The following is a 25,800-nucleotide window of genomic DNA, read 5'->3' on the forward strand; positions in this document are numbered from 1 at the left end:
CGACGGCCACGACAAACCCTGAACTGGCATACTCCAGCCCAGAAGCTCAACCAGCACCTCGTTGCACTGACCCCCTGAAACCGCCTCTCTTTTCCGCGTGCGTTTGCCCATGATCGATGCGATTTCCCTTGATCGGGCCGCTTCCGCTGGTCGGGCAGTGAGGTTTGCCGCCGTGGAGGCGGTGGCCGCTTGGCGGACCGGGCTACCCTTGCCCGCGTGACTACGCAGTGGCTTCGGCCGTACACACCTGGCCGAGGCCGATGGCTGGTGATTGGCTGGGAACTCGTCGCCCTCGCCATCCTCGGCAGCGCCACCGAAAACCTGTTCCGGCTGGCCGGCACGGCATTCCTGGCGCTCGCGATCGGCTTCGGCGTCGTCTGGGTGGTCGGCGCGTTCCGGATCATGCGCATGGGCGTGTACGTCAGCGGATACGGTGTGCGCGTGCGCGGCCTGTTTCGCACCCAGACCCTGGCTTGGCAGGACGTGGAGCACATCCGGCTGCACCAGGCGTCACACCGGTTGGGGCGGTTCGAGATACCGAGCGGGATGACGGTGCTGATCGAACGGCGCGACGGCGGCCACGTGCAGACGCCCCTGTGGGCTCAGGGCATCGACTTCCATCGCCGCCCAGGTCTCTTCCGGTCCGTGTACCAGGACCTGCGCGACCGTCACGCGTTGGCCCGCCTGGCCCCGGCTTAGCGCCCACAGGCCCTAGACACGTGGACGGCGCCTCATTGTTGAGGCGCCGTCACACACGTCCATCCGGGTTACCAAGCGTGCACCTCCATGTCGTTGTCAGCGGTCCTCTAGGGTGCCGCCGCAACGCGCCTGCCGCGGCTGGTCGCGCGTGGGTGCCCGGTGGCCGTGCACGGAGCCCGTCTGGCGGGGTCCGCACCTCTGTTCTACGCCGCACCGGCCTAGATCGCTAGCCCTCTTCGGGATTGTGTGACTGTCGGTGATTACTGGTACGTCTACGCGCTGCGGCCACGCCCACGTCGCCTGCCGTACCAGGCAATCCCGATCGCCACACCCACGCCGACGCCGATCGCGGCCGCCGCTACCGGCACCGCCGGTCGTTCCCGCAATCGCTTGCCCAATGGGATGGGATGCCGAAATTCCAGTACTGGCCAGGCGTTCTCCGTGGCCAGCCGGCGCAGCGCGCGGCCCGGATTGACGGCGGTCGGGTGACCAACCGACTCCAGCAGCGGGACGTCACTGAACGAGTCGGAGTACGCGTACGACTCCTCAAGATCGTAACCGCGCTCCTTGGCCATCTCGCGGACCGCTTCCACCTTGCTCGACCCGGCGGCGTAGAACTCGACCTCGCCGCTGTACCGCCCGTCTTCGATGGTCATGCGCGTGGCGATCACGTCGGTGATGCCGAGCAGCTCGCCGATCGGCCGCACCATCTCCTCACCTGACGCGGAGACCAGCACCACATCCCGCCCCGCTGCCTGGTGCTCTTCGATCAAGGCGGCCGCCTCGGCGTACACGTACGGATTGATCAGCTCATGCAGCGTCTCCGCGACGATCTGACGCACCTGGTCGACCCGCCAGCCCTTGCAGAGCTGCGCGAGATAATCGCGGGTGCGTGCCATCGTCTGCTCGTCCGTGCCGCCCAGCCGGAACATCAACTGGGCGTACGCGGACTTGACGACGTCTCGCCGGGTGATAAGGCCGTCCCGATAGAACGGCCGGCCGAACGCCAGCGCACTAGACTTTGCGATGACGGTCTTATCTAGGTCAAAAAAGGCGGCACTTCGGCCCACGAGCCGCCAGTCTAGTCGGAGGGGCTAAAGTTGGTCCGCGCTCGCCTGGCGAGTCGCACGCCCCGCTTACCTGCGGTTCTGAGCCGCTGATCAGCCTGACGGCGACCTGGATCACCATATTTGATCGGCGTGTCGCAAGAGTTGCGGCAAACGCCACTCGACGCGCGCCCGGGTGCTCAGGCATGCTTGTGTTTACGACGCGGTTTCATGTCCCTACACGACGTGAACCCTCGGCTGCTCTCGGCGGTTGCACCCCCCGTGACCGCTGAGTGGGTTCGGCTCGACCCCCCCGGAGCCGGACCCCAGACGGCCCCCGCCTCCCCCCGGCGGGGGTCGTCCCCTTCTGAGCAGCGTCTCTCCTCATCGTCCGGTCGAAGTGGATCTTCGTGCTGCGCCCGGTGGTGCGCCCGGCTTTGTGCCGGTTGACATAGCAGATCCACAAGCAGTGTGGCTGTTTTCCACAGCTGGCTCGGTCGTCCACAGGCGGTTGGTTTTGGCATCAGTGCGGATCGTCTTTTGCGCCACGGTGTGTGCCGTACCCGACACCCGCCGTGGGAGGCACGATGCCAGCGACCTTCGTCCCGCGCCGTCCGCTGGTGGTGACCAGCGACGACGATCTGCTCGACGACCTGCTCCGGTTGGCCGCCGCAGGCGGGAGCGAGGTCGACCTGGCGCCCGATCCGGCAAACGCGCGCCCGAGGTATTCGGCGGCGCCCTTCGTCCTGATCGGGGTTGATCAGGCCAAGGCGTGCGTGCAGGCGCGCTTACCGCGCCGCCCGCGCGTCGTCATTGTTTCCGCGCCGCACCACGCGGGCGCCGCGTGGGACCTGAGCGAGGCGCTCGGTGTCGAGCATGTCGCTGTACTGCCGTCCGCCGAGCCGTGGCTGGTCGACCGCTTCTCTCAGCCGGCCAGCACGCTGGACGCCATGCCGCGGGGTGCAGTTGTCGCGGTGGTGGGTGGTCGGGGTGGTGCCGGAGCAAGCGTTTTCGCTGGTGGGTTGGCGGTGACGGCGAAGAAGGCGGGGCTGCGCACGCTGCTTGTCGACGCCGATCGGATGGGTGGCGGCCTCGATCTCGTCCTCGGCTGGGAGGAGATCGACGGGCTTCGGTGGCCGGCCTTGAGCCAGTCCGACGGCCGCATCGATGCCGCGGCGCTCATCGGATCGCTTCCCAACCGAGGCGGGCTCATCGTGCTGTCGTGGGATCGCGGCGAACTGCTTGCCCTGCCGGGCGAAGCCATGGCCGCGATCCTCGATGCTGGTCGCCGCGCGTGCGATCTGGTCGTGGTCGACCTGCCCCGGCAACTCGACGACGCGGCAGTAATGGCGCTGCAGGCCGCCGTCCGCACCTTCCTTGTCGTACCGGCCGAGCTGCGCGCCGCCTTCGCCGCCGCCCGGGTGGTGGCTGCCGTCCAGATGCACTGCGTCGACCTTTCTTTGATCGTGCGCGGGCCGTCACCGGGCCGGCTCAAGGCGAAAGACCTGGTGGAGCAGCTCCATGTGCCGTTGGCCGGCATCCTGCGGCCTGAGCCGGCGATCGTTCGCGCGTTGGAGCGTGGTGAGGCGCCGGCGTCGAGCGGGCGAGGGCCACTCGCGAGCCTTTGCCGGCGGATCGTGGCCGACCTTATGGGTCCGGCGCGCGAGGCCAGCGCATGACGAGCCAGGGTGATCTCGCGGGCCGGGTGCGCCGCCGGTTCGCTGTTGAGGGCGTCGACGCGACGCGCGCCGCGGTCGTCTCGGCCGTGCGCGAGGAGCCGGGTGGCGCGGTGCTTGGCGACTCAGCTGTACTGCGGCTCGCCACCCGAGTCCACAGTGATCTCGTCGGAGCGGGCCCACTCGCGCCGTTCCTCGCCGATCCTCAGGTCACCGACGTGTTGGTCAACGGCCGTGACGTATGGATCGACCGGGGCGCCGGGCTGGAACGGGTGTCCTCGGTGATCGGTGGCACCGACGAGGTGCGCAGGCTGGCGCAGCGGCTCGCGGCGGGCTGCGGCCGGCGGCTCGACGACGCATGCCCGTACGTCGACGCGCGGCTGCCCGACGGCACCCGCCTGCACGCGGTGCTTCCTCCGGTCGCGACCACCGGTCCCTACCTGTCGCTGCGCACGTTCCGGCAGCGCCCGTTCCGCCTCGACGAGCTGGTCGACCAGGGCACCGTGCCGCGGGCGGTCGCGCCGTTGCTGGCAGGCATCGTGGCAGCCCGTCTGGCATACCTGGTGACAGGCGGCACCGGCTCGGGAAAGACGACGCTGCTCAACACCCTGCTCGGCCTGGTACCGATCACCGAGCGCGTCGTGGTGGTCGAAGACGCCTCCGAGCTGCGCCCTGTCCACCCGCACGTGGTCGCCCTGCAAGCGCGCACATCCAATGTGGAGGGCGCTGGCTCGATTGGCCTGAGCGACCTCGTCCGGCAAGCACTCCGGATGCGCCCCGATCGGCTGGTGGTCGGCGAGTGTCGTGGAGCCGAGGTGGTCGACCTGCTGGGTGCCCTCAATACCGGCCACGAGGGCGGTGCCGGCACTCTGCACGCCAACTCACCGGGTGACGTCCCCCGCCCGCTTGGAGGCGCTCGGACTGCTCGGCGGCCTGCCCCGGGCGGCTCTGCACGCGCAAGTGCTGGCGGCGCTGCAGGTGATCCTGCACGTCCGCCGCACCGCCCGCGGCCGAGTACTGGACGAGGTCTGCCTGCTCACACCGACCGGTGCCGACCGTCTGGTCACCGTCGTGCCGGCATGGCGCCGCGGATATGGTCTCGCTCCAGCCGCCCCGGCACTGGCCCGCCTCTTCGCCCTTCGATCGGTGGCTGTACCGCCCGTGCTCTCGGGCGGAGGCGCGGGATGACGCCGCGATGGTGGGTGGTGACCGGGTGCCTGGCGCTGGCAGCCGTAGTGGTCAGTCTGCCGCAGCCGGCCCGGTGGACACGGCTTGTCGGCGTGCGCCGTGACGGCCTCAAGTGGTCGCCGACGTTGCCCAGTGGCCGAGCCCTCGCGGGATACATCGTCGTCGGCGCGGCCGGCACCGTAGTACTGGCCGGTCCGGTCGCCGCGCTGGCTCTCGGCGCATACGGGGCCCTGGCGGCGCGGGAACTCGATCGTCGCCGCACCGCTCAGACCGCCGTCCGCCAGCGAGCACACGCGGTCGACGCCCTGTGCGGGCTCGCAGCTGATCTACGGGCCGGCCTGCCTCCTGCCGCCACCGCTCCGGCGGCTCTCGACGATCCACGCGTTGCCGAGTTGGCAGGAGCCGCCTGGACCCTCGCCGAACAGACCGGCGCTCCACTTGCCGACCTGGTCGAGCGCATCGAAGCCGACGTGCGCGCCGCCGGTCGGGCCCAATCGTCAGCCGCTGCCCAGGCCGCGGGCGCTCGCGCCACCGCGTGGCTGCTTGCCGGTCTGCCCATCGGCGGCATCGCCCTGGGCTACGGGATCGGTGTCGATCCGCTCGCGATCCTGCTGCACACGCCGGTCGGCGCCGCGTGCGCGGCAGGCGCGATCGTCCTCCAAGTCGGGGGCCTGACCTGGGCCGACCGCCTCGCCAGCCCACTCGCCCTGCGCGGCACCCCGTGACAGGTCGGGCGCCCGACCTGGGCCAACCGAATCGCCAGCCTCGCTCGGCGTGGCAGCCGGTGACACATCGAAAGCCTGACCTGGGCCGAGCGGATGGCCGGCCTCGCTCGGCGCGGCAGACGGTGACAGGCAGCGAGCCTGACCTGGGCCGAGCGGATGGCCGGCCTCGCCCTGCGCGGCAGCCGGTGATGGTCCTCGACCGCACCGAGGCGGGAAATGGGTCGGGTCGCGCGGCATCGGCCAAGCCCGATCGCAAGGTCTGGGCCGGAGCCGTCCTTGGCGGGATCGTGGTCACGATCTTTATCGGTGGCTGGGTCGGTGTGGCTGCCGGGTGCGTGACCGTAGCGGTGCTGGTACGGCTCCTGCACCGGCTCGAACCGGCCGCTGTACGTATCCGCCGGCTCCGGGAAGTGGCCGATCTGCCGCTGGCCGCAGACCTGATGGCCGCAGGGCTCCGCGCTGGCGCACCGGTAGACCGGGCGGTCGCGGCGGTGTCCGAGGCGATCGGAGGCCCACTTGGCGAACGCCTCGCGATGGTGTCCCGGTCGCTGCGGCTGGGCGCTGAGCCGGCTGAGGCGTGGGCACACCTATCCACTGTGGCCGGTGCCGACCGCCTGGTGGGTGCCGCAGTGCGCGCGGCCGCCAGCGGCGCGGCCCTCGCCGGTGCGCTGACCAGGTTGGCCGACGACCTGCGGGCCGACCGCGCGGTCGCAACCGAGGAAGCGGCACGCCGCGCCGGCGTACTGATCGTGCTGCCGCTGGGGCTGTGCTTCCTGCCCGCCTTCATTCTCGCCGGTCTGGTGCCGGTGATCGTCGCCGTGCTCGGTGACGTGCTGTGAAAACCACTCGAGACAAAGGGGAAGCCGTCGTGCGCAGACTGTTGGTCCGGCTACGAGGAGACGACGGGATGACAACGGCGGAGTACGCCGTGGGAATGCTCGCCGCCGTCGGCTTTGCCGGGATTCTGCTCAAGGTGCTGACGAGTGAGCCTGTCCAGAACGCTCTGACCACCATGGTCGATCGGGCGCTGAAGTGAGCCGGCGCCGGCGGTCCGGCCGCCCCAACGGCAGGTGCCCCGTTCACGGCGGCCGCCACCGCACCGGCGGTCGGCACGGTTGCCGCTGCCGGGGCGGCCGCCACGAGCGTGGCTCCTTCACCGCTGAGCTGGCGGCCGGGCTGCCGGCGCTGATGCTGCTGCTGTTCGTCGGGCTCACCGCTGTGGGCGCGGTGACCACAAAGGCGCAGTGCGTCGACGCGGCACGTGAGGCCGCGCTCGCCACCGCCCGGGGCGAGTCCGGCGTGGTGGCCGGCGAACGTACCGGACCACCGGACGCGACGGTCACGATCTTTGTGGACGGAGACCTGGTCGTCGCCACCGTGCGTGCCTCGGTGCGGGCGCTGGGTGCTCACCTGCCCAGCACGACCATCACCGCCACGGCGACGGCCGTACTGGAACCCGGTCCTCTGGAAGCCGGCCCATGAGCCACCTCAATCCTCCCGGCCCGGCGACGACCGGCCAGACGGCCGGCCCGGCGACGACCGGCCCGGCGACAACCGGCCCGGCGACAACTGGCCCGGCGTGCCCGCCTGCGGCAAGGACGACGGCGCGAGACAGACGGGATCTTGGTGCCGCCACGGTGTGGGTACTGACCATTGGACTCGTGTTCGTCATCGCTGGCCTTGGTGGCGCGGCTGTCGGGGCCGCACGGGTAGCCAAGCACCAGGCCCGCACCGCCGCTGATCTGGGCGCGCTCGCCGGTGCCGCACAGGTTTTCGAGGGCGAGGAGGCCGCGTGCGGCCGTGCCGCCGATCTGGTCCGCCGCAACGGTGGCCGGTTGACCCGCTGCGTCGTCGACGGGCTCGACCTGATCGTCACGGCGGAGGTAAAGGTCACGCCGCTGCCGGGGATAACCCGCACCGCCCGGCAGGACGCCCGAGCGGGCCCGGTGCGGACGAGCGCGCGGTAGCGCGCGGCCCGCACCGGCCTCGGCAAAGCCGGGCCCGCGCCAGCTCTACGAACCGCGGCCTTGCTGCGCGAGCCGCGGCCTGGCCGCGCGCACTGCGGCCTGGCCGCACGCACCACGGCGAGGCCGCGCGATCCGGCCACGCCGATCAAGGAGATGTGCATCGATCAAGGGCGAATGCGCGCGGAAAGAGATCAAACCGCGTGCATTCGCCCTTGATCGGCGGAAGGGGGCGCGGGCGGCGCGGAGGGCGTGGGGGGAGTGGGCGGCGTGGGGGGAGTGGGCGGCGTGGGGGGAGTGGGCGGCGTGGGGGGAGTGGGCGGCGTGGGGGGAGTGGGCGGCGTGGGGGGAGACGGTGGGGGGAGGGACGCTAGGACTACGTTCAGGACGTTTACGGCGCCGGCCTTGTCCAAGGGGTTGTTGCCGTTGCCGCACTTGGGGGACTGGACGCACGACGGGCAGCCGGTCTCGCAGGCGCATCCGGCGATCGCGTCGCGGGTGGCGCTGAGCCACGACGCGGCGATCCCGTACGCCCGCTCGGCGAAACCGGCGCCGCCCGGGTGACCGTCGTAGACGAAGACGGTGGGTGCCTCGGTGTCGGCGTGTGAGGCGGTGGAGAGCCCGCCGATGTCCCATCTGTCGCAGGTGGCGACCAAGGGAAGCAGGCCGATCGCGGCGTGTTCGGCCGCGTGGAGGCTGCCTGGTACATCTTCGATGCCGGCCCTGTCGAGAGAAGCCGGTGACAGGGTGAACCATACCGCCGTCGTGCGCAGCTCACGGGTTGGCAGGTCGAGCGGGCGGGTGTCGATGACCTCGCCGGTGCCGAGTTTGCGGCGCTGGTACGACACTACTTGGCTGGTCACGTCGACATCGCCGAAGAACAGGCCGACGGGTCCGGCGTCGACGTAGGAGCGGACCGATACGACGGACAGCGAGGTTACGTCGCGGGCGTGCGTCGACCAGTCTGGTTCTTCCTGATGCACCAGCGCTACCGCATCGTCGAGGTCGAGATCGTCGACCACATAGGACACGCCCTGGTGCAGGTACACGGCGCCGGGGTGGACCATGAAGTGCGACGAGCCGGGGTCGACGGTGCCGAGTAGGCGGCCGGTCGCCGACTCGACGACGCAGATGGGGTTGCCGCCGGTGCCGCGTAGGTCGACTTCGGGGCGCTGCTTGTGGGTCCAGTACCAGCCGCTGGGGCGTTGCCGCAGGGTGCCGGAGGCCACCAGGTTGGCCACCACGTCAGGCGCGGACGGGCCGAAGAGGGCTAGGTCGGCTCGGGTAAGCGGGGCCTCGTATGCGGCGCTGCACAGTTGGGGCGCCAGCACGTACGGGTTGCCGGGGTCGAGCACGGTCGCCTCGACGGGCCGGCCGAAGAGCGCCTCGGGGTGGTGGATGAGATAGGTGTCGAGCGGGTCGTCGCGCGCGACCAGTACGGCCAGCGCCTCACGCCCCGACCGGCCGGCGCGTCCGGCCTGCTGCCACAGCGACGCGCGGGTGCCGGGGTACCCGCAGATCACCACCGCGTCTAGCCCTACCAGGTCGACGCCCAGCTCCAGCGCGTTTGTCGAGGCTAGGCCGAGCAGCTCTCCGGACAGCAGCGCGTTTTCCAGCGAGCGGCGCTCTTCGCGCAGGTAGCCAGCTCGGTAGGCGGCGACTCGGGAGCCGAGCCCGGGCACTGCCTCGTCGAGGGAGCGGCGGGCGGTGGTGGCCACGACCTCGGCGCCGCGCCGGGACCGCACGAACGCCAGCGTGCGTATCCCGTTGACGACCGCCTCGGTGAGCAGGTCGGCGCTTTCCCTGAGCGCCGAGCGCCGGACGGGAGCCGCGTCCTCCCCAGAAGAAGAGGAGGAGAGCAGCGGTGGCTCCCACAGCGCGAATGTGACCCCGCTGCGCGGAGACGCGTCGTCGGTGACCGCGGTGACGGGCAGGCCGGTGAGCCGCTCGGCCGAGGACGCCGGGTCGCCCGAGGTGGCGGAGGCCAGGACGAAGACCGGGGCGCGACCGTACCGGGCGGCGGCCCGGCGCAAGCGGCGCAGTACGTGGGACACGTGGGAGCCGAAGACGCCCCGGTAGGTGTGGCACTCGTCGATCACCACGAACGCGAGCCGCCGCAGGAACGTGGACCACGCCGCATGCCCCGGAAGGATGCCGTGGTGCAGCATGTCGGGGTTGGTGAGGACGAAACGGGAGTGCTGGCGTACCCACTCCCGCTCCTCGCGCGGCGTGTCGCCGTCGTAGCACGCTGGGCGTACACCGTCGACGTCGAGCGCGGCGACGGCGCGCAACTGGTCCGCGGCGAGTGCTTTGGTCGGCGCGAGATAAAGCGCGGTGGCGCGCGGGTCGGCCAGCAGGGTCGCCAGCGCGGGCAGCTGGTACGCCATGGACTTGCCGGACGCCGTGCCGGTCGCGACGACGACGTGCTTGCCCGAGTACGCCAGCGAGGCCGCCTCGGCCTGGTGGCGCCAGGGTGCGGTGACCCCGCGCGCGGCGAACGCCTCCCGCAGCGGAGCCGGCACCCAGTCGGGCCACGGTGTGGACTCGCCGGCGCTGGCCGGAACACGCTCGACGTGTGTGACGGCGTCGGAGCGCAACCGACGCAGCAATTCGGCCGGCTCGGCGACAAGTGTCACCCCAGCACTCTCGCACTGGTGTGCGGAAATCCCAAACGACCGACCCATGGCGCAGCATCACGCACCGGTCAATGGTTAGATTCCCCCCAGAAGCTGTCCGCCAGGAGGAGTACCGATGGAGCTGTCGCTGGCGACCCGCACCATCGCCGAGCATACGGTGCTCGAGGTCGGCGGCGAGGTCGACGTTTATACCGCACCGCGGTTGCGCGAGCGGCTCGTCGAGTTGATCGATGGCGGGGCGCCTCATGTGATCGTCGACCTCAACCGCGTTGATTTCCTCGACTCCACCGGGCTCGGCGTGCTGGTCGGGGCGCACAAGAAGCTGCGCAACACTGGCCGCACTTTCGCGCTGGCCTGCGACAAGGAACCGTTGCTGAAGATCTTCCGGATCACCGCACTCGACCAGGTGTTTCCTCTATACCCCTCGGTGAAGGCGGCGACGGAAGCGACCGGTCCGCAGGCGTGATGTCGACCGTACGGCTCGCGTTCACACCAGCGCCCGTGCACGTGCGCACCGCCCGGCTGGTCGGTGTCGCGGTCGCGCGCCGTGCCGGGGTCGCCGAAGAACTGCTCGACGAGGTGCGCCTGGCGATCGGCGAGGCGTGCACGCGGGCGGTCGCCCTGCACCGGCAGTACGGCCTCTCCGACCTCGTGACGGTCGAGATGAGCGACGAGGAGCAGTACACGGTCCGCGTCATCGACCGGGCGCCGATCGAGGCCGGGCTCGGCATCGCGGCGCTGCCGCCAGACGAGTTGACCAATGAATGGCTTCCCGGCGACCAGCTCGCGGTGGGTGTCGGATTTGCCCTGCTCGCGGGGTTCGTCGATGATCTGCAGGTGCGTCCCGTAGACGAGGGAATCGGCACCGTGGTGCGGATGGTGTGGCCCGTCGACAGGTAACGGGCTAACACAACGGCGCTCGTCACAGTCACACACCCGGTAGGCGGTGTGACCATGAACACGACGTGCCGTTAGAGTACCCGGGTTACCTGCTCATTAGCCCTGGCGCGCGGGCGCCCAGGTGTCGCTTCGCTGGTTCGTCCGCCGGCGGGCGCTGATCGTAACGGCACAGGAGGACATAGATGTCCCGGACCTTGGCCGCCGAGGGCGGCGGTCTGTCCCTTACCGACACCAACCTTACGTTCGTCATCGTCGCGGCTGTGATCGCGCTGGTGGCGCTCGGTTTCGCCGCCGCGCTGGTCAAAGCGGTGCTGGCGGCCGGTAAGGGTACCGACAACATGCAGGAGATCGCCGGCGCCGTGCAGGAAGGCGCGTCGGCGTACCTGTTCCGCCAGTTCAAAACCCTCGGCATCTTCGTCGTGCTGGCCGTGGTGCTGCTCTTCCTGCTGCCGGTGCACGACACCGACGGCAACGAGACGCTCGTCAAGGTCGGCCGGTCGGCGTTCTTCGTCGTGGGTGCGCTGTTCAGCGCGTTCATCGGCGGTGCCGGCATGGCGCTCGCGACCCGCGCCAACCTGCGCGTCGCGGCGGCGGCCCGGGCCAGCGAGGGCGGCCGCGAGGCCGCTATGCAGATCGCGTTCCGCACCGGCGGCGTGGTCGGCTTCCTGACCGTCGGCCTCGGCCTCTTCGGTGCCGCGCTCGTCGTCCTCATGTACAAGGGCGACGCGCCGACGGTGCTGGAGGGCTTCGGCTTCGGCGCCGCGCTGCTCGCGATGTTCATGCGGGTCGGCGGCGGCATCTTCACCAAGGCCGCGGACGTGGGCGCCGACCTGGTCGGCAAGGTCGAGCAGGGCATCCCCGAGGACGACCCGCGCAACGCCGCCACGATCGCCGACAACGTGGGCGACAACGTCGGTGACTGCGCCGGTATGGCCGCCGACCTCTTCGAGTCGTACGCCGTCACCCTGGTGGCCGCGCTCATCCTCGGCCGTGCGGCATTCGGTGAGGACGGCCTGGTCTTCCCGCTGATCGTTTCGGGTATCGGTGTCCTCATCGCCATCGTCGGCGTCTTCATCACCCGGCTGCGCGCCTCCGACCGCAACGGTCTCGTGGCGATCAACCGGGCCTTCTACGCCTCCGCCGGCATCGCGGCGATCCTCGTGGCCATCGCCGCCTGGACCTACCTGCCGAGCGACTTCTCGGAGTTCGGCAACGGCGTCGCGGACCTCGACGGCAACCCCCGGGTGATCGCCATCGGCGCGGTCGTCATCGGCATCGTGCTCGCCGCCGCCATCCAGGCGCTGACCGGGTACTTCACGGAGACCACCCGGCGTCCGGTGCGCGACATCGGCAAGACCTCCGAGACCGGCCCGGCCACCGTCATCCTCGCCGGCATCAGCGTCGGCCTGGAGTCGGCGGTCTACTCGGCGCTGCTCATCGCGGCGGGCGTCTTCGGCGCGTTCCTGCTCGGTGGCGGCTCCATCACGCTGTCGCTCTTCGCGGTGGCCCTCGCCGGCACCGGCCTGCTGACCACGGTCGGTGTGATCGTGGCCATGGACACGTTCGGCCCGATCTCCGACAACGCCCAGGGCATCGCCGAGATGTCTGGCGACATCGACGAGCAGGGCGCCCGCACGCTCACTGAGCTCGACGCGGTCGGCAACACCACCAAGGCCATCACCAAGGGCATCGCGATCGCCACCGCCGTCCTGGCGGCGACCGCGCTGTTCGGCTCGTACACCGACACGATCCGCACCGCGCTGTCGGACGCCGGCGTGGCTGACCCGGTCGACTACCTGCAGGACGCGCTCAACGTCGCGAACCCGAAGAACCTGGTTGGCCTGATCATCGGCGCCGCGGTGGTGTTCCTCTTCTCCGGCCTCGCCATCAACGCGGTCTCCCGTTCCGCGGGCGCGGTCGTCATGGAGGTCCGCCGGCAGTTCCGGGAGCACCCCGGGATCATGGACCGCACCGAGCGCCCCGAGTACGGCCGCGTGGTCGACATCTGCACCCGGGACGCGCAGCGCGAGCTGATGACCCCCGGCCTGCTCGCCATCCTGGCCCCGATCGCGGTGGGCTTCGGCCTCGGTGCCGGCGCCCTGGCCTCGTACCTGGCCGGCGCGATCGGCACCGGCGTGCTCATGGCGGTCTTCCTGGCCAACTCGGGCGGTGCCTGGGACAACGCCAAGAAGCTGGTCGAAGACGGTGCGCACGGCGGCAAGGGCTCCGACGCGCACGCCGCGACGGTCATCGGCGACACCGTCGGTGACCCGTTCAAGGACACCGCTGGCCCGGCCATCAACCCGCTGATCAAGGTGATGAACCTGGTCTCGCTGCTGATCGCCCCGGCTGTCGTGGCCTGGACCGTCGGCAACGACGAGAACGACCCGCTGCGCATCGCGATCGCCCTGGTGGCGACCGCGATCGTGGTGGCGGCCGTGATGTTCAGCAAGCGCAAGCCGATCGCCATGGGCGACGGCCCGGGTGCTGACTCGGGAAAAGCCGGTAGTGGTTCCCCGGACCACGAGCCGGAGACCGTGAACGCCTGATCACGTGCCAAGGTAAGGGCCCCCTCCGCTGGCGGAGGGGGCCCTTACCGTTCAAAAACGGATGACGAGGTGACCTTGCAAAACCGCTACGCTGCAACGCATGCGTACGCCCCGTGCCGTTTTCGCGGCCGCCACGATGGCGCTCGCGCTCCTGCTGGGGGCTTGTGCGGGCGGGCCGACGCCTCAGGTGTGGGCAGCCTCGGTGTGCCAGGCGCTCGGGCCGTGGCGGGCCGAGATCAGCAATCTGACCAGCAGTACGCAGCAGCAGATGACCGCCAAGACCACCCCCGCGCAGGCCAAGGAGAACCTGGTACGCCTGCTCGGCGGGGCCGAGGCGGCCAGCGAGAAGGCCCGCAGCCAGGTCAAGCAGGCGGGCGTCCCCGACGTCGACGACGGTGACCGGGTTGCCGGCGGGTTCGTCGACTCGCTGACGGCGGTGCGGGATGCGTACGGCAAGGCGAAGCAGGGCATCGAGCAGCTCGACTCGGGCAACGCCGACCCGTTCTACGACGGGGTCGAGACGGTCATGAACACCTTGAACACCGAGTACAACCGCAGCGCCCTCGACACCAGCTCGCTGGACTCGCCCGAGCTGAAGAAGGCCTTCGACGAGGTCCCGGAGTGTCGCTGAGCCCCGGCGCGTCCGACGGCTCCCGGCAGCTCTCGCTCTTCGGGGTGGAAGCCCACGACCCCACCCCGGCCGATCTGGCGGGACTTCTCGCCGGTACGGGTGAGGTGGTCCGGATGGGCGGCACCGCCCGCGTCTCGGTCGTGGTGGACGGGGCCTGGCGAGTACACGTGCTGGCCGCGGAGCTGGCGTTGCGCGGCCTGGCGGCCACCTGGGAGGCCGCGACGGCCGAGGGGCACCTCGCGGTGCGTACGGCCTACACGTCGGCGCTGGCGCCGCTGGCCACGGCCTGGCTGCGAACGGGGGCCAAGCGCCCACCGGCCGGGTTCTTCCTGAGCGGTCCACGGCTGCGGATGTGGGTGGTCGGCGCCGGGCGTCCGGACGCGTCCGGGTACGTGCTGCGGCTCGGCGAGGCCGACGAGGCGTGCTGGGACGCGGTGGGCGCCGCGCTCGCCGGGGTGGGGCTGGCCGCCGCGCTGTTGGGACCGCGGGCGGGCGGTCCGGCGTACCGCATAACCGGCCGGCGGCGGCTGGCGCGCCTCGCGGAGCTCGTGGGGGACCGGCCGGCGCCAGCGCCGCAGGCCGAATGGCCTGTCTGATCTACGACAGATTGAGGCACGCCACTGAAGTGCGGCTGTTTGCCCGGTGCGGTGTTCGACGTCACTATTGCAGTTCGGTGTACCGTGTCGCCGTCTGGTCCGCGCAACCCGTCGGGCGGACGGCGAGTTACGTTGGACATCTGGCCCACGGTTCTGATACCGGAGGGCGGAGACTATTCGTCAAGGTCAGGAGAGAAGTGCCGAGCAACGCCAGCAGCCGTCTGGTCATCGTCGAGTCACCGGCGAAGGCCAAGACGATCTCGGGCTATCTCGGTCCGGGATACGTCGTGGAAGCCAGCATCGGGCACGTCCGCGATCTTCCGAAGAACGCGGACGAGGTGCCTGCCGGCTACAAGGACCGGCCGTGGGCGCGGCTCGGTGTCGACGTCGACAACGGGTTTGCCGCGCTCTACGTGGTCTCGCCTGACCGGCGTAAGCAGATCACCAGGCTGAAATCACTGGTCAAGGACGTCGACGAGATCTTCCTCGCCACAGATGAGGACCGCGAGGGCGAGGCCATCGCCTGGCACCTGATGGAGATCTTGAAGCCCAAGGTGCCGGTGCGCCGGATGGTCTTCCACGAGATCACCCGCCCGGCCATCCAGGCCGCCATCGCCAACCCGCGCGAGATCGACCGCGACCTGGTCGACGCGCAGGAGGCCCGCCGCATCCTCGACCGCCTGTACGGGTACGAGGTCTCGCCGGTCCTGTGGAAGAAGGTGCGCTCCGGCCTGTCCGCCGGCCGGGTGCAGTCGGTGGCCACCCGCATCGTGGTGGAGCGCGAGCGCCAGCGGATGGCGTTCCGCTCCGCGGAGTACTGGGACATCGCCGCCACGCTGGCCGTTCAGGGCAAGGTCGAGGGGGCGCGCACGTTCGGGGCGACGCTGATCGCGCTCGACGGTGACCGCATCGCCACAGGCAAGGACTTCGAGCCCACCACGGGGCAGGTGAAGCCGGGGGCTGCGGTCGTCCACCTGGACGCCGACGGCGCCCGTGGCCTGGCCGCCCGCCTCGACGGGCGGCCGTTCACTGTGACCCGCGTCGAGGAGAAGCCCTACCGCCGCAAGCCGTATGCGCCGTTCATCACGTCGACCCTTCAGCAGGAGGCCGCCCGCAAGCTGCGGTTGCCGTCGAAGGACACGATGCGCATCGCGCAGAAGCTGTACGAAAACGGCTATATCACCTATATGCGTACCGACTCGGTGAACCTGTCGGAAACCGCGCTGGCCGCTGCGCGCCGCCAGATCGCCGAGCTGTACGGCGAGAGCAGCGTCCCGCCGCAGCCCCGCCGGTACACAGGAAAGGCCAAGAACGCGCAGGAGGCGCACGAGGCGATCCGGCCCGCCGGCGACAACTTCCGCACCCCGGGCGAGGTCGCCAACGAGCTCCCCGCCGAGCAGTTCAAGCTCTACGAGCTGATCTGGCGGCGCACGATCGCCTCCCAGATGACCGACGCGGTCGGCTCATCGGTGTCGGTGCGCATCCGGGCCGTCTCCACCGCTGGTGAAGAGGCCGACTTCGGCGCCACCGGCAAGACCATCACCGACCCCGGCTTCCTGCGTGCCTACGTCGAGTCTTCCGACGACGAGAACGCCGAGGCCGAGGACCAGGAGCGGCGCCTGCCCACCCTGGTCAAGGACCAGCCGCTGACCGCCGAAGAGCTGGCCGCCGTCGGGCACACCACCCAGCCGCCGGCCCGCTACACCGAAGCGTCGCTGGTCAAGCAGATGGAAGAGCTGGGCATCGGGCGGCCGTCGACCTATGCGTCGATCATGGCCACCATCCAGGAGCGTGGCTACGTCTCCAAGCGTGGTCAGGCGCTGGTGCCGAGCTTCCTGGCGTTCGCGGTCGTGGGGCTGCTGGAGCGGCACTACCCGCGCCTCGTCGACTACAACTTCACCGCGGCGATGGAAAACGAGCTCGACGAGATCGCCGCTGGCGAGGGCGCCGCCATCGACTTCCTGACGTCGTTCTACTTCGGCGCGCCCACCGGCGACGACCAGTCGATCGCCCGCTCGGGCGGCCTGAAGAAGATGGTCACCGAGAACCTCGGCGACATCGACGCGCGCAGCGTCAACTCGATCCCGCTCTTCCGCGACGACGAGGGGCGCGACGTGGTCGTGCGCGTCGGGCGGTACGGGCCGTATCTGCAGCGCGCCCTGCCCGACGCCTCGGACTCGGGCGAAAACGGCGACGACCGGGTCTCCATCCCCGAAGGGCTGGCGCCCGACGAGCTGACCCCAGACAAGGTCAACGAGCTGTTCCTCGGCGGTGGCGGCGAGCGCAAGCTGGGTGAACACCCCGAAACCGGTGAGCCTGTCGTGCTCAAGTCCGGCCGGTTCGGCCCGTACGTGTCGACCGGCGACCGGAACGCCTCACTGCTCCGGTCCCAGTCACCCGATTCGGTGACCCTGGAAGAGGCGCTCAAGCTGCTGACGCTGCCCCGTGTCGTCGGCGTCGACCCAGACGGTGGCGCGGAGATCCTCGCCGCCGCTGGCCGGTACGGCCCGTACGTCAAGCGCGGCGACGACTACCGGTCCCTCGACTCCGAAGACAAGATCTTCACCGTCACGCTGGAAGAGGCGCTGGCGCTGCTGGCCGCCCCGAAGACGCGCCAGCGCCGGGCCGCCGCCGAGCCGCTGCGGGAGATGGGCACCGACCCGCTCACCGAGAAGCCACTCGTGATCAAGAACGGGCGCTTCGGGCCGTACGTCACGGACGGCGAGACCAACGCGTCGCTGCGCCGCGACCAGACGCCCGAAGACCTGACCATCGAGCAGGCGTCGGAGATGCTGGCCGACCGGCGTGCCCGGGGCCCGGCGAAGCCGCGCAAGAAGGCGGCGGCCAAGAAGGCGGCTCCCGCCGACGGTGAGGCCCCGGCCAAGAAGGCCGCGGCGAAGAAGACGGCGGCCAAGAAGACCACGGCCAAGAAGGCGACGGCGGCGAAGAAGACCACCGCGGCCAAGAAGGCGGCCCCGAAGAAGGCGACCGCCCGCAAGGCCACGGGGTCCGCGGAGTAGTCGGGTTCTACGGGCCGAGGACGCGGCTGGTGTAGGGGTTCTGGAAGAGGCGGTCCGGGTCCAGGCGGTCGCGGACCGCCAGGAAGTCGTCGAATCTCGGGTACTCCGGCCGGAGTGACTCCGCGTCGCGGTAGTGCAGCTTGCCCCAGTGGGGCCGGCCGCCGAGCCCCTGCGCCACCTGCTCGAACGCCCGGAAGAACGGCTCGTACTCCGCGCCGTCGAACTGATGGATCGCGATGTACGCCGAGTCGCGCTCGAAGCCGTGCGACAGCCAGATGTCGTCCGCGGCGGTGAACCGTACCTCCACCGGCACCAGCACCTTGAACGGGAGCGTGTCGACGACCCGGCGCAGCCCGGCGAAAGCCTCCGGGAGGGCGGCACGCGGCACGGCGTACTCCATCTCCGTGAAACGGACCCGGCGCGGGCTCACGAAGGCCGCGTCGGACCGGGCCGTGTAGACGCGGGGTGACAGCACGCGGGCCTCGGCGCGCGAGATGGCCGGTGCCAGCGCGGGCGCCGCGCGACCGACCCGGCACAGCGCGCCGAGCACGGTGTTCTGCAGGAAGTCGTCGTCCCACCAAGCGCGCAGCTTCGAGAGCGGGCGGTCGTCGGTCTCGACGCGGTTGTTGCGCTTGGTGAGCGTGCGACCGGTGTACGGGAGCCAGAAGAACTCGAAGTGGTCGTTGTCGGCGACGAACCCGTCGAGCCCGGCGAGCACGTCGACGAGCGGCATGGGGCGCTCGTCGGCGTGCAGCACGAACGCGTCGACGCAGCGCAGGGTGATCTCGGTGATCACGCCGAGCGCGCCGAGGCCGACCCGGGCGGCCTGGAAGACATCGGGGTGCTCGTCGGGGGAGCAGCGCAGGATCTCCCCGGTGCCGGTGACCAGGGTGAGGCCGGCCACGAAGGTGGACAGGCAGCCGTACCCGGCGCCGGTGCCGTGCGTGCCGGTGGAGATCGCGCCCGCGACGGTCTGCGCGTCGATGTCGCCGAGGTTGGGCATCGCGAGCCCGTGCCCGGCGAGCAGGGCGTTGAGCTGCCGCAGCGGCATGCCACCCGGCACGGTGACCAGCTTGGCGGCGGCGTCGACCGATGGTGTGATGAGCAGGTCAGACAGGTCCAGGCGGATGTCTTCAGCCACCGCGATATCGGTGAAAGAGTGACCACTGCCTACCGGCTTGACCCTGCGTCCGCTGCCGGCGGCCTCGCGAACGGCGGCCGCTACCTCATCGGCGCTCGTGGGGCGTAACGCCGTGACGGCAGTCGCGCTCTGGTTGCCGGCCCAGTTCCGCCAGACCGTCTCCGTCATGCGTGTGGCCCTCCTCACAAATATGAGTAACATTCATATCAGCGCAGCGACACTGCGTAAACGCCTCGCTCGTTATTTTGAGTAAGGTTCTCACCGTTGAAAGGGAGTGGCGCCGAGTGTCGACATCAGCCGTCACCAGTGGGCCGCTGCGCCGGGTACCGGTTCAGGGGCGCAGCGTCGCACGGGTGCAGCGCATGCTCGACGCATGCGCTGAGCTGGTCGATGAGGTGGGTTACGAGGGTCTGACCACCACGCTGCTCGCTGAGCGTGCCGAGGTCGCCATCGGCTCCGTCTACCAGTTCTTCCCCGACAAGCGCGCGATCGTCCAAGCGCTCACGCTCCGCAACATGGAGGCGTACCTTGAGCGGCTCGCCACCCGTTGGGCTGACGCGTCGTTCGACCACTGGTGGGACGGCGTCGACGCGGCGATCGACGAGTACATCGCGATGCACCGCACGGTGCCCGGGTTCCGCACGCTGCACTTCGGCGACGTGGTCGACGTCCACCTGCTGGACGAGGAGCGTGACAACAACGCCGTGATCGCCGAGCGGCTGGCTCAGGTGCTGGTGGGTCAGTTCGGGGTGACCGACGAGCCACGGCTGCGGTTCGCGCTGGAGATCGCCGTCGAGGCGGCCGACGCGCTGATCAAGCTGGCGTTCCGGCGCGACCTGGACGGCGACGCGGCGGTGCTGCACGAGTCCAAGACGCTGATCCGGGAGTACCTGCACAGGCACGTCGACACCCCGCCCTCATAGGAACGCCTGCGCCTCACCACGGTACGTGGGGACGGTGTCGACGACCTCGCCATCACGCACGAGGTGCAGCTCGTTGACGTGCTCGCATACCTCGCCGGCTTTCGCGTGGCGTAGCCACACCCGGTCGCCCACCTTCAGGTCGGCGGCTGCCCGACCGCGCACCGGGGTCTGCACCTCGCCGGCGCCCTCCGATCCGGTCAGGTGCAGCCCTTCGGGCAGCCACGGCAATGGCTGGCGGCCACGCACGGGCGGGCCCGACGCGACCCAGCCACCACCGGCGAGCGTCGCGATGCCGGCTGCCGGACGGCGTACGACCGACAGTGCGAAGAACGCCGCCGGTGTGGGGCGCCACACCCGGTACTCGTCGAAGAGGGCCGGCCCGTAGAGACCGGAGCCGGCGGTCACCTCGGTCACTGCCGGGTCGGCGCCGGTGGCGGTGACGCTGCCGGTGCCGCCGCTGTTGAAGAACTCCAGGTCGGCGTGCTGGCGTACGGCTGCCAGGGCCGCGCCGCGCCGCCGCAGCAGGTCGAGGTACGAGCGGCGCTGCATCGCGCGGATCGCCGCACCGCGTACCGCCTGCCGGTGCGGTGCGTCGCCAAGGCCCGCGATCTGCGCGTCGTACGCCATCAGGCCCACCAGCCGGAATCCGCGCCGCCCGGCCACGTGCGCGGCGAGCGCTCCGATCTCGGCGGCGGTGTGCACGGGCGACCGACGCACCCCGACGTGCACGCCGAACGGCCGCCAGGAACCGTCGAGCTCGAGGCAGACACGGATCTCGGCGCGCCGGTCGGGGGCGACCACCGCGTCGATCAGATCGAGCTGGGCGGGCGAGTCGACCATCAGGGTGACCGCCGCGGCCAACTCGTCGTCCTTGGCCAGCTCGCCGACGGCGCTGCGGTCGGCTGTCGGGTACGCCACCAGGGCGTCCCGGGTAACCCCGGTGCGGACCAGCCAGATGGCCTCTGCCAGTGTGAATGTCATCACCCCGTGCCAGCCCGGCTGGGCGAGCGCCCGGCTGAGCATGGCGCGGCACCGCACGGACTTGCTCGCCACGCGCACCGGCTTGCCGGTGGCCCGGCGAGCGATGGCCGCCCCGTTGGCGTCGAACGCGTCCAGGTCGATGACCGCGAACGGCGGATCGAGGTGCGCGGTCGCCCGATCGAGGCGGTCGCGGAGGGCGGCGCGTTCCGATGTCACACCAGCACGCTACTGGGAGTAGGCGCTAATGCGAAATACCTTCGCGTAATGGTGGCAGGAGTCAACCCGTCAGGTACCGCGTTTAGAGTGTGAGCCGGCAGCGAAGGAGCGGGGCCATCGACACAGATTCCGGTACGGAGAGTGGCGGCGCGCGCAAGAAGAAGGCGTCCGCCACACAGGTCGACCTGTCCGGCTTCAAGGCCCTACGGTCGGTAATGCGCATCCGGCCGTTCCGGCGGCTGTGGGTCGTCACCGGCGTGGCGTCCCTGGGCGACTGGCTCGGCCTGCTGGCCACCGCTACGTTCGCGTCGGCACAGGTCAGCGGCAGCGCGGCAAAGGGCCTCGCGTTCGGCTCGGTGATCGCGGTCCGGCTCCTGCCCGCCCTCGTCCTCGGTCCGGTGGCCGGTGTGATGGCCGACCGCTTCGACCGGCGCCTCACGATGGTGATCTGCGACCTGCTGCGGTTCGTGCTGTTCGCGTCGATCCCCGCGGTGGCGCTCTTCACGGAGGCCCCGGAGATCACGATCGGCTGGGCGGCCATCGCGACGTTCCTCATCGAGACGGTCACGTTGATGTGGATACCGGCCAAGGAGGCCGCGGTCCCCAACCTGATCCCGAAGGCCCGGCTCGAGATTGCCAACCAGCTCACGCTGATCACCACGTACGGCATCACGCCGGTGCTCGCCGGCCTCAGCATCGCCGCCCTCGACCGGGTGACCCGTGCCGGCGGCACCACACCGCCGGAGTGGGCCGAAGCCTCCAACCTGGCGCTGTACTTCAACGCGCTCTCCCGCCTCGCGATGGCCCTGGTGGTCTTCGTCGGCATCAAGGAGATCAGCGGCCGGGCGGTCGGGCCGCGCACCGAGCACCAGAGCATGTTGCGGCAGTTCGTCGAGGGCTGGAAGTACGTCGGCAAGACGCCTCTGGTGCGCGGGCTGGTGTTCGGCATCCTCGGCGCGTTCGCTGGCGGCGGCATCGTCATCGGCACCGCGCAGTTCTTCGCCAAGTCGCTCAACGCCGGTGACGCCGCGTTCTACCTGCTCTTTGGCACCCTCTTCGTCGGGCTGGGCGTCGGCATCGCGGTCGGCCCAGCGGTGGTCCGCGACCTGTCCCGCCGGCGCTGGTTCGGCATGAGCATCGTGCTGGCGGGCGCCTCGGTGCTGGTACTGGCCGCGTCGATCCACCTGACCATGGCCCTTCTCGGTGCGCTGCTCGTCGGCGCCGGGGCGGGCATGGCGTTCCTGTCGGGCGTGACACTGCTCGGCGGCGAGGTCGGCGACGACGTGCGCGGCCGGGTCTTCGCTTTCGTGCAGACCGCCGTGCGGGTCGTGCTCATGCTCGCCATCGCGCTCTCGTCGAGCCTGGTGGGCCTCGGCGGCTCGCGCCAGCTCACCATCGCCGACCTGGGCATCTCCATCTCGTCGACCCGGCTGCTGCTGCTCGCCGCCGGCCTGTTCGGGATCTTCACGGGCATCAGCGCGTTCCGCCAGATGGACGACAAGCCGGGCGTACCGGTACTGCCCGACCTCTGGGGCTCCATCCGCGGCCGGCCGCTGTCGGCGGGCGAGAAGTTCGTGCCGCGGGGTGTCTTCGTCGTCTTCGAGGGCGGCGAGGGCGCCGGCAAGTCCACCCAGGTCACCGCGCTGGCCGATGCGCTGCGCCGCGACGGTCACGACGTCGTGGTGACCCGCGAGCCGGGGGCCACAGACGTCGGGCAGCGCATCCGCAGCCTGGTCCTCGGCCGGCACAGCGGCGCCGGGCTCGCACCGCGTGCCGAGGCCCTCCTGTACGCCGCAGACCGCGCCGACCACGTGGCCACCGTCGTCCGGCCCGCTCTCGGGCGAGGCGCGGTGGTGATCAGCGACAGGTACGTCGACTCGTCCCTGGCATACCAGGGAGCCGGTCGCACACTGCCGGTCGAAGAGGTGTCGTGGCTGTCCTCCTGGGCGACCGGCGGCCTCAAGCCCGACCTGGTGGTACTGCTCGACATCGACCCGCGTGCCGGGCTCGAGCGGGTGGCGGCCCGGGGTGCGGGCGCCGACCGGCTGGAGAGCGAGTCGGTGTCCTTCCACGACCGCGTGCGGTACGCCTTCCTCGATCTTGCCGACGCCGACCCGAAGCGCTACCTGGTCGTCGACGCGACCCAGCCGACCGGCGAGATCGCCGCCCTGGTACACGACCGGGTCGGCGACATCCTCCCCGATCCCCCGCCGCCCCCGCCGGCCGAAGAGGTGGCCGACGCGCTCAACACGTTCGCGGAGGCCGACCGGCCGTGAGTCCCGTCTTTGCTGATCTGGTGGGCCAGGACGAGGCCGTAGACGTGCTGCGCCACGCGGCAGCCGCCGCCGCTCACATCATCGACGGCTCGCCCGGACAGGGCATGACGCACGCGTGGATCTTCACCGGGCCGCCGGGATCCGGGCGCTCGGTCGCCGCGCGGGCGTTTGCCGCCGCCCTCCAGTGCGCCACCGGGGTCGGCTGCGGCGACTGCCACGGCTGCCACACGACTCTCACCGGCACCCACGCCGACGTGCGGTTCGTCGTGCCCGAGGGGCTCTCCATCGGCGTCGGCGAGATGCGCGCGCTCGTGCTGCGGGCCGCCAGCGCGCCGTCGGGCGGGCGCTGGCAGGTACTGGTGATCGAAGACGCCGACCGGCTCACCGAAGCCGCCGGAAACGCGCTGCTCAAGGCCATCGAAGAGCCGCCACCGCGCACCGTCTTCCTCCTGTGCACGCCGTCGACCCACCCCGACGACATCTCCGTCACGATCCGTTCGCGCTGCCGCGTGATACCGCTGCGCCAGCCACCGGCGTCCGCCATCGCCAGCGTGCTCGCCAGTCGCGACGGCGTCTCGCCCGATGTGGCCCAGTGGGTCGCGTCGGCCGCGCAAGGGCACGTCGGCCGGGCACGCCGGCTCGCCCGCGACCCGGAGGCGCGCAAGCGCCGCGAGGCGGTGCTCGCCGTGCCGCGGCGCCTGACCGGCGTGGGCGCGTGCTTCGACGCGGCGTCCGCTCTCATCGAGGCGGCCGAAGCCGAGGCCGAAGCGGCGGTCGCCGAGACCGACGCCACCGAACGCGCCGCGCTGGAGACCGCCCTCGGCGCCGGCGGCACCGGCAGGGGTGCCGCGAGCGCCGTGCGGGGCGCGGCGGGGCAGCTCAAAGACCTGGAGCGGCGCCAGAAGTCGCGCGCGACCCGGGCCCAGCGTGACTCGCTCGACCGGGCGCTGGTCGACCTCGCGGGCTTCTACCGCGACGTGCTGACCCTGAAGATGCGCGCGCCGGTCGCGGTCGTGCACGCCGACACCGAGCAGTTGGCGTCGGCGGCGGCCGAGAAGTGGACACCCGAGAGTACGCTGCGGCGGCTGGAGGCCGTGCTCGCGTGCCGCGACGCCATCGAGGCGAACGTCAAGCCCCGCATCGCGGTGGAGGCCATGATGCTCTCCCTGTGGCGCGGCTGACCTTCCCTGCGGGGTTGTGCGGGGCAGCGCGAAGAGTGGTGAGACCGGTACGGTCTGATGATGGCGCGGGAGATCGACGAAGCCTGGATCGAAGAGGCGGTCGAGCGTTACCGGCGCATCGAGTCCCTGCGTGCCGAGTTCGACAAGGCGGCGCGGGCGCTTGAGGTGACCGTGCGCTCGCCCGACGGCCTCGTCGAGATCATCGTGACCGCGAGCGGCGACATCACCGACGTGCGCGTCGTCGGCGACCTTGACGGCCGCCGCAACGCCGAGCTGTCCCGATCGATTCACGCCGCCGTGACGGCCGCCGCCGACGCGGCGCGCTGGGCCCGCGACAAGCTGCACGCCGAGATGTTCGCCGATTACCGGCGCCTTGGTGAGGCATGAGGGGAGGTCGGTCGTGGAGGCTTTGCGCGAACTAGCCGGCCGTTTCGACGCCGCCGCCGAGTCGCTCACCGCCGCCAGCGGCCGGCTGGCGGGCCTGGAGCCGCCACCCGACTCGGTGGCCGCCGGAGCGCCCGGTCGCCTCGGTGAGCTGGGCCGCGCGCTGCACAGCCAGTGGGTCGGCGCGCTGGCCGCCCGGGCGCGGGAGGCCGCGGCTACCGGCGGGCGCATCGCTGACGCGGCCGGCACGCTGCGCGTCGTCGCCGCCGACTACGCCGGCATCGACGAGGAGGCCCGCCGCCGCCAGCCGGAGGTGCCCTGATGGACGCGCTCGACCAGGTGGCACCGGCGGCCGCCGGGCTGCTCGACCGCGTAGACGGCGTGCTCGCGCACGCCGGCGCACCCGCCGATCATCGGATCTGGCCGCTGCTGCGCCGCGTCGGCGCACTACCCGGCGCGGCGTTGACGGCGGTGCTCTCGCTGCGCCCGGCACGGCCGTCCTTCCACAGCCTTCTTGAGGTGTACGCGGACACGCGCACCGCCATCTCGGTGCGCGGCTCGTGGGAGGGCGCGGGTGCGGAGGTCTTCGCGACCCACCAGGCTGCCCTGTCCGGGCACCTCGACGGGCTGACCGCCAAGCTGTCGACCACCGAGGCATACGGGGAGGCGGTCGCCGGGTGGGTGCGGGAGAGCCGGGGCGCGGTGGCCGCGGCGCTGGTGCCGTTGCTCGCCTCGGCCGAGGCGGTCACCGTGTCGACCGAGCCGGTGAGTCCCGAGTCGGCCATCGCGGCGGCGGAGATCGCGGCCGAGGTGCTCGTGGCCGTCGACGAGGCATACGACCGGCTTGAGGCATTGATGCGTGACTGGGAGGTAGAGCTGGCCGAGCTGCCCTACCGGCCGCCCGAGGCAGGTGCGCCGTCGATCGACTTGACCACGCGAATAGGGCTCTGACCAGGCCCGATGAGATGCCGACGGCGCCGCGCTCAAACAGAGTGGCGCGGCGCCGTGGCTCTTTCCTGCACCCCCCGCAGGTCTGTGGACATCCCACTCAACGCCCATAGGTGGCGT

At 71.0% G+C, this 25,800-nt stretch carries 23 protein-coding genes and 1 pseudogene; 20 read left to right on the top strand and 4 right to left on the bottom strand.

Annotated elements, in window-relative coordinates:
• Positions 1-216 precede the first annotated feature (216 nt).
• Complete coding sequence (locus tag QMG73_RS18140; protein ID WP_281897105.1) at positions 217-699, top strand: PH domain-containing protein; 483 nt, start codon at positions 217-219, stop codon at positions 697-699.
• Between the two features lie 272 nt (positions 700-971).
• Here QMG73_RS18140 and QMG73_RS18145 read toward each other — a convergent pair whose 3' ends face one another.
• Entirely contained in the window at positions 972-1,769 is a 798-nt protein-coding gene (locus QMG73_RS18145) for an HAD family hydrolase (RefSeq protein WP_281897108.1), read from the bottom strand.
• Positions 1,770-2,368: 599 nt separating this feature from the next.
• On the opposite strand from QMG73_RS18145, the gene ssd reads away from it, so the two are divergent.
• The 7 genes and pseudogenes from ssd to QMG73_RS18180 all read left to right on the top strand — a co-directional run bounded on the left by ssd (position 2,369) and on the right by QMG73_RS18180 (position 7,301).
• Positions 2,369-3,424: a septum site-determining protein Ssd gene (gene ssd, locus QMG73_RS18150; RefSeq protein WP_281897110.1), complete on the top strand. Its 1,056-nt coding sequence runs from the start codon at positions 2,369-2,371 to the stop codon at positions 3,422-3,424.
• Positions 3,421-4,609: pseudogene (locus QMG73_RS18155) on the top strand (TadA family conjugal transfer-associated ATPase). Before ssd ends, QMG73_RS18155 begins: the two are co-directional and overlap by 4 nt.
• Positions 4,606-5,334, top strand: a complete 729-nt coding sequence (locus QMG73_RS18160) for a type II secretion system F family protein (protein WP_281897111.1) — start codon at positions 4,606-4,608, stop codon at positions 5,332-5,334. The pseudogene QMG73_RS18155 and the gene QMG73_RS18160 overlap by 4 nt, the downstream one beginning before the upstream one ends.
• A gap of 188 nt (positions 5,335-5,522) precedes the next feature.
• Complete coding sequence (locus QMG73_RS18165; RefSeq protein WP_281897113.1) at positions 5,523-6,173, top strand: type II secretion system F family protein; 651 nt, start codon at positions 5,523-5,525, stop codon at positions 6,171-6,173.
• Positions 6,174-6,241: 68 nt separating this feature from the next.
• On the top strand, positions 6,242-6,370 hold the full coding sequence (locus QMG73_RS18170) for a DUF4244 domain-containing protein (protein WP_407676823.1): 129 nt from the start codon (positions 6,242-6,244) through the stop codon (positions 6,368-6,370).
• 128 nt (positions 6,371-6,498) lie between these two features.
• The gene (locus tag QMG73_RS18175) at positions 6,499-6,816 is read left to right on the top strand and encodes a TadE family type IV pilus minor pilin (protein ID WP_281897332.1); all 318 of its coding nucleotides are present in this window, start codon (positions 6,499-6,501) and stop codon (positions 6,814-6,816) included.
• Positions 6,813-7,301: an Rv3654c family TadE-like protein gene (locus QMG73_RS18180; RefSeq protein ID WP_281897117.1), complete on the top strand. Its 489-nt coding sequence runs from the start codon at positions 6,813-6,815 to the stop codon at positions 7,299-7,301. The genes QMG73_RS18175 and QMG73_RS18180 overlap by 4 nt, the downstream gene beginning before the upstream one ends.
• A gap of 191 nt (positions 7,302-7,492) precedes the next feature.
• On the opposite strand, the gene QMG73_RS18185 is transcribed toward QMG73_RS18180, so the two are convergent.
• Positions 7,493-9,982, bottom strand: a complete 2,490-nt coding sequence (locus QMG73_RS18185) for a DEAD/DEAH box helicase (RefSeq protein ID WP_407676817.1) — start codon at positions 9,980-9,982, stop codon at positions 7,493-7,495.
• A 67-nt stretch (positions 9,983-10,049) separates the two neighbouring features.
• On the opposite strand from QMG73_RS18185, the gene QMG73_RS18190 reads away from it, so the two are divergent.
• From QMG73_RS18190 to topA, 6 genes are all read left to right on the top strand, one after another.
• Positions 10,050-10,400 carry an STAS domain-containing protein gene (locus QMG73_RS18190; protein WP_265250553.1) on the top strand — a complete coding sequence of 117 codons (351 nt, stop codon included), beginning with the start codon at positions 10,050-10,052 and terminating at the stop codon, positions 10,398-10,400.
• Complete coding sequence (locus tag QMG73_RS18195) at positions 10,397-10,834, top strand: ATP-binding protein (protein ID WP_281897122.1); 438 nt, start codon at positions 10,397-10,399, stop codon at positions 10,832-10,834. Before QMG73_RS18190 ends, QMG73_RS18195 begins: the two co-directional genes overlap by 4 nt.
• Before the next feature lie 182 nt (positions 10,835-11,016).
• Positions 11,017-13,383 (top strand): sodium-translocating pyrophosphatase, encoded by a 2,367-nt coding sequence (locus QMG73_RS18200; protein WP_281897124.1) that lies wholly within the window; start codon positions 11,017-11,019, stop codon positions 13,381-13,383.
• 100 nt (positions 13,384-13,483) lie between these two features.
• Complete coding sequence (locus tag QMG73_RS18205) at positions 13,484-14,014, top strand: hypothetical protein (RefSeq protein ID WP_407676818.1); 531 nt, start codon at positions 13,484-13,486, stop codon at positions 14,012-14,014.
• On the top strand, positions 14,005-14,610 hold the full coding sequence (locus tag QMG73_RS18210) for a hypothetical protein (RefSeq protein WP_281897127.1): 606 nt from the start codon (positions 14,005-14,007) through the stop codon (positions 14,608-14,610). The genes QMG73_RS18205 and QMG73_RS18210 overlap by 10 nt, the downstream gene beginning before the upstream one ends.
• Before the next feature lie 197 nt (positions 14,611-14,807).
• On the top strand, positions 14,808-17,630 hold the full coding sequence (topA, locus tag QMG73_RS18215) for a type I DNA topoisomerase (protein WP_281897129.1): 2,823 nt from the start codon (positions 14,808-14,810) through the stop codon (positions 17,628-17,630).
• Positions 17,631-17,637: 7 nt separating this feature from the next.
• Here topA and QMG73_RS18220 read toward each other — a convergent pair whose 3' ends face one another.
• Entirely contained in the window at positions 17,638-18,972 is a 1,335-nt protein-coding gene (locus QMG73_RS18220) for a D-arabinono-1,4-lactone oxidase (protein ID WP_407676819.1), read from the bottom strand.
• Positions 18,973-19,055: 83 nt separating this feature from the next.
• Here QMG73_RS18220 and QMG73_RS18225 point away from each other — a divergent pair, with 83 nt between their 5' ends.
• Positions 19,056-19,694 (top strand): TetR family transcriptional regulator, encoded by a 639-nt coding sequence (locus tag QMG73_RS18225; RefSeq protein WP_281897134.1) that lies wholly within the window; start codon positions 19,056-19,058, stop codon positions 19,692-19,694.
• On the opposite strand, the gene QMG73_RS18230 is transcribed toward QMG73_RS18225, so the two are convergent.
• Positions 19,689-20,891 (bottom strand): amino acid deaminase/aldolase, encoded by a 1,203-nt coding sequence (locus QMG73_RS18230; protein ID WP_281897135.1) that lies wholly within the window; start codon positions 20,889-20,891, stop codon positions 19,689-19,691. The genes QMG73_RS18225 and QMG73_RS18230 overlap by 6 nt on opposite strands.
• A gap of 215 nt (positions 20,892-21,106) precedes the next feature.
• Here QMG73_RS18230 and tmk point away from each other — a divergent pair, with 215 nt between their 5' ends.
• Genes tmk through QMG73_RS18255 form a run of 5 tightly spaced genes read left to right on the top strand, consistent with a single transcriptional unit; the run spans position 21,107 to position 25,683 of the window.
• Positions 21,107-23,167, top strand: coding sequence for a dTMP kinase (gene tmk, locus QMG73_RS18235; RefSeq protein WP_281897336.1), 2,061 nt, complete (start codon positions 21,107-21,109; stop codon positions 23,165-23,167).
• Positions 23,164-24,348 (top strand): DNA polymerase III subunit delta', encoded by a 1,185-nt coding sequence (locus tag QMG73_RS18240; protein ID WP_281897137.1) that lies wholly within the window; start codon positions 23,164-23,166, stop codon positions 24,346-24,348. The genes tmk and QMG73_RS18240 overlap by 4 nt, the downstream gene beginning before the upstream one ends.
• A gap of 60 nt (positions 24,349-24,408) precedes the next feature.
• A complete protein-coding gene (locus QMG73_RS18245; protein WP_407676820.1) occupies positions 24,409-24,735 on the top strand; it encodes a YbaB/EbfC family nucleoid-associated protein in 327 nt (108 codons plus the stop codon).
• A 13-nt stretch (positions 24,736-24,748) separates the two neighbouring features.
• On the top strand, positions 24,749-25,054 hold the full coding sequence (locus QMG73_RS18250; protein WP_281897139.1) for a hypothetical protein: 306 nt from the start codon (positions 24,749-24,751) through the stop codon (positions 25,052-25,054).
• Positions 25,054-25,683, top strand: coding sequence for a hypothetical protein (locus tag QMG73_RS18255; RefSeq protein WP_281897141.1), 630 nt, complete (start codon positions 25,054-25,056; stop codon positions 25,681-25,683). The genes QMG73_RS18250 and QMG73_RS18255 overlap by 1 nt, the downstream gene beginning before the upstream one ends.
• Positions 25,684-25,800 lie beyond the last annotated feature (117 nt).

This window comes from Phytohabitans aurantiacus, assembly GCF_027923225.1.
Classification (GTDB): Bacteria; Actinomycetota; Actinomycetes; order Mycobacteriales; family Micromonosporaceae; genus Phytohabitans; species Phytohabitans aurantiacus.

Coding starts and splice junctions, on each gene's coding strand:
- QMG73_RS18160 (WP_281897111.1), top strand. CDS start 4,606: ATGACGCCGCGATGGTGGGTGGTGACCGGGTGCCTGGCGCTGGCAGCC.
- QMG73_RS18165 (WP_281897113.1), top strand. CDS start 5,523: ATGGTCCTCGACCGCACCGAGGCGGGAAATGGGTCGGGTCGCGCGGCA.
- QMG73_RS18205 (WP_407676818.1), top strand. CDS start 13,484: ATGCGTACGCCCCGTGCCGTTTTCGCGGCCGCCACGATGGCGCTCGCG.
- QMG73_RS18245 (WP_407676820.1), top strand. CDS start 24,409: ATGGCGCGGGAGATCGACGAAGCCTGGATCGAAGAGGCGGTCGAGCGT.
- QMG73_RS18200 (WP_281897124.1), top strand. CDS start 11,017: ATGTCCCGGACCTTGGCCGCCGAGGGCGGCGGTCTGTCCCTTACCGAC.
- QMG73_RS18180 (WP_281897117.1), top strand. CDS start 6,813: ATGAGCCACCTCAATCCTCCCGGCCCGGCGACGACCGGCCAGACGGCC.
- tmk (WP_281897336.1), top strand. CDS start 21,107: ATGCGCATCCGGCCGTTCCGGCGGCTGTGGGTCGTCACCGGCGTGGCG.
- QMG73_RS18190 (WP_265250553.1), top strand. CDS start 10,050: ATGGAGCTGTCGCTGGCGACCCGCACCATCGCCGAGCATACGGTGCTC.
- QMG73_RS18220 (WP_407676819.1), bottom strand. CDS start 18,972: ATGTTACTCATATTTGTGAGGAGGGCCACACGCATGACGGAGACGGTC.
- QMG73_RS18170 (WP_407676823.1), top strand. CDS start 6,242: ATGACAACGGCGGAGTACGCCGTGGGAATGCTCGCCGCCGTCGGCTTT.
- QMG73_RS18185 (WP_407676817.1), bottom strand. CDS start 9,982: ATGGGTCGGTCGTTTGGGATTTCCGCACACCAGTGCGAGAGTGCTGGG.
- QMG73_RS18255 (WP_281897141.1), top strand. CDS start 25,054: ATGGACGCGCTCGACCAGGTGGCACCGGCGGCCGCCGGGCTGCTCGAC.